This is a genomic window from uncultured Clostridium sp. (assembly GCF_934754915.1).
Taxonomy (GTDB): domain Bacteria; phylum Bacillota; class Clostridia; order Clostridiales; family Clostridiaceae; genus Clostridium.
The window spans coordinates 1-2,065 of record NZ_CAKVKB010000308.1; the positions used below are offsets into that span (position 1 = coordinate 1).

Genomic DNA, 2,065 nt, shown 5'->3' on the forward strand with positions numbered 1-2,065 from the left:
GTATTTGATATTCCAGAGTCGGCTTTAAAATATGGATATGCTCCTTCAGTAAAGATGAAATTAGATGGAGAAAAAATGCGTGCATTGGGATGGAAGCCGGAGGTTGATCTCCCGGAAATGTATGAAAGAATGATTGCAGATATAGTGATGGGAGAGTCGTAATGGAGAAAATAAGTGTTATAGTACCGATATATAATGCTGAAAAAAAATATTTAACAGAATGTGTTGATAGTATAATAGGACAAGATTATAAAAATATTGAAGTTATACTTGTAGATGATGGGTCGACTAATTCATCAGGTGAAGTGTGTGATGGATATGCTGATAAAGATGAGAGAATTCAAGTGATTCATCAAAAAAATCAAGGAGTTTCAGTGGCGAGAAATACTGGAATTGATCAGGCGACAGGGGAATGGATTGCGTTTGTGGATGTTGACGATTGGTTGGAAAAAAATATTTTTTCAGAGGTAATGGGACAGATAAAAGAGAAAAAAACGGATCTGGTTGTTTGGAATATGTATATGAACTATTCAAATGTCGAAAAAGTCGCTCAAAATTATAAAGAGACATTCTACACGGATTCGAAAATAGAAATTGAGGAGATAAGGCTCCGACTGTTGAGGACAATATCAATTTATAATGACGAAAAAAATATTACAACTATAAATTATCCATTTTGTCATTTATATCAAAAGAAGATTATTCAACAATGGAATGTACGTTTTGATTCGGAATTTAAACAAGGAGAAGATAAACTTTTTAATTATCAATATTTTACTAAAATTAATTCAATACTCTATATAAATAAACCATTATATCATTATAGACAACATTCTTTATCTGTAAGCCACAAATTTTATAAAGGGCATGAAGAAAATACTACTAGAATTTTGAAGAAGTATTATGAAATAGAACCTTTGATACAAAGTAATAAAAAATATAAAGATACTTATAATATTAGAACGGCGTATTTGGCATGGTGGTTAATTCGTAAGTATTATCTTCATGAAAATAGTACGGTAAAAAAGCCTTTAAAAGAATTTGAAAATATGTTAAAAAGTAGTCCGTATTCAGAGTCAATAAAGAAACTGAATGTAGCTGATATGAAGTTTTCATTGACAAAAATAAGATTAATACTTTTGAAATTACATATGAACCATTTGCTTTTTTGGGATGCAAAGATTGAAATGAAATTACGAGCTAAAAATAAAGGAGAATAATATATGGATATAGTTTTTGTTATGTTGCATTATATGGCAATCGAGGAAACAAAAATTAGTATAGATTATATAAGAAAGAATGTTGATACAGAAAAGTATAAGATAATAGTAGTTGATAATGCTTCGCCGGATAATAGTGGAGATATGCTTATAAAAGAATATGGACAGGATATAGACATAAAGATTATTAAAGCTAGAACTAATCTTGGATTTGCCAGAGGAAATAACCTTGGATTTAGATATGCAAAGAAATGTTGGAATCCCAAATACATTGTTCTAATGAATAATGATGTTTATCTAATTGAAAAAAAATTGATGCATAAGTTAGAAATAGAATACAGTAAAAGCAGATTTGATGTATTAGGACCGATGATTATGACTGGAGATGGACGTTGCGATATCAATCCACAAAAGTCAGAATTCAAAAATGTTGAAGATGTAAAAAAACGTATTGAGTTTTATAAAAAAGATTTAAGAAGATATGAATTGGGATATGCAGAGATTTTATATAAAATTGTTCGGATAAAAAATATAATATTTTCTAAGAATACAAGACGAAAAATAAAAAAAGATTTTATAAACAGAGCAGAAGATGTAAAATTACACGGTTGTTTTTGGGTGTTTTCGAATAACTATATTAAAGAATATGATGGATTGGATGAAAGTACATTTTTATATTGGGAAGAAGAACTGTTGTATAAGCATATGCAATATGATGGGAAAAAGATGGTTTATACACCAGAAATAAAGGTGTATCATTTGGAAGATGCTTCGACAAATGCGTGTATAAAAAAAGCAAGAAAAAAAATAATTTTTATACGAACTGAATATATAAAATCATTAAC

General features: G+C 28.8%; 2 protein-coding genes. Both read left to right on the plus strand.

Going from position 1 to position 2,065, the window contains the following annotated elements:
* Positions 1 to 161: 161 nt before the first annotated feature.
* Positions 162 to 1,220, plus strand: coding sequence for a glycosyltransferase family 2 protein (locus tag Q0F58_RS19175; RefSeq protein WP_294379648.1), 1,059 nt, complete (start codon positions 162 to 164; stop codon positions 1,218 to 1,220).
* Between the two features lie 3 nt (positions 1,221 to 1,223).
* Positions 1,224 to 2,065 (plus strand): glycosyltransferase family 2 protein (locus Q0F58_RS19180; protein WP_294379652.1); only part of this gene is annotated, 842 nt, incomplete at its 3' end.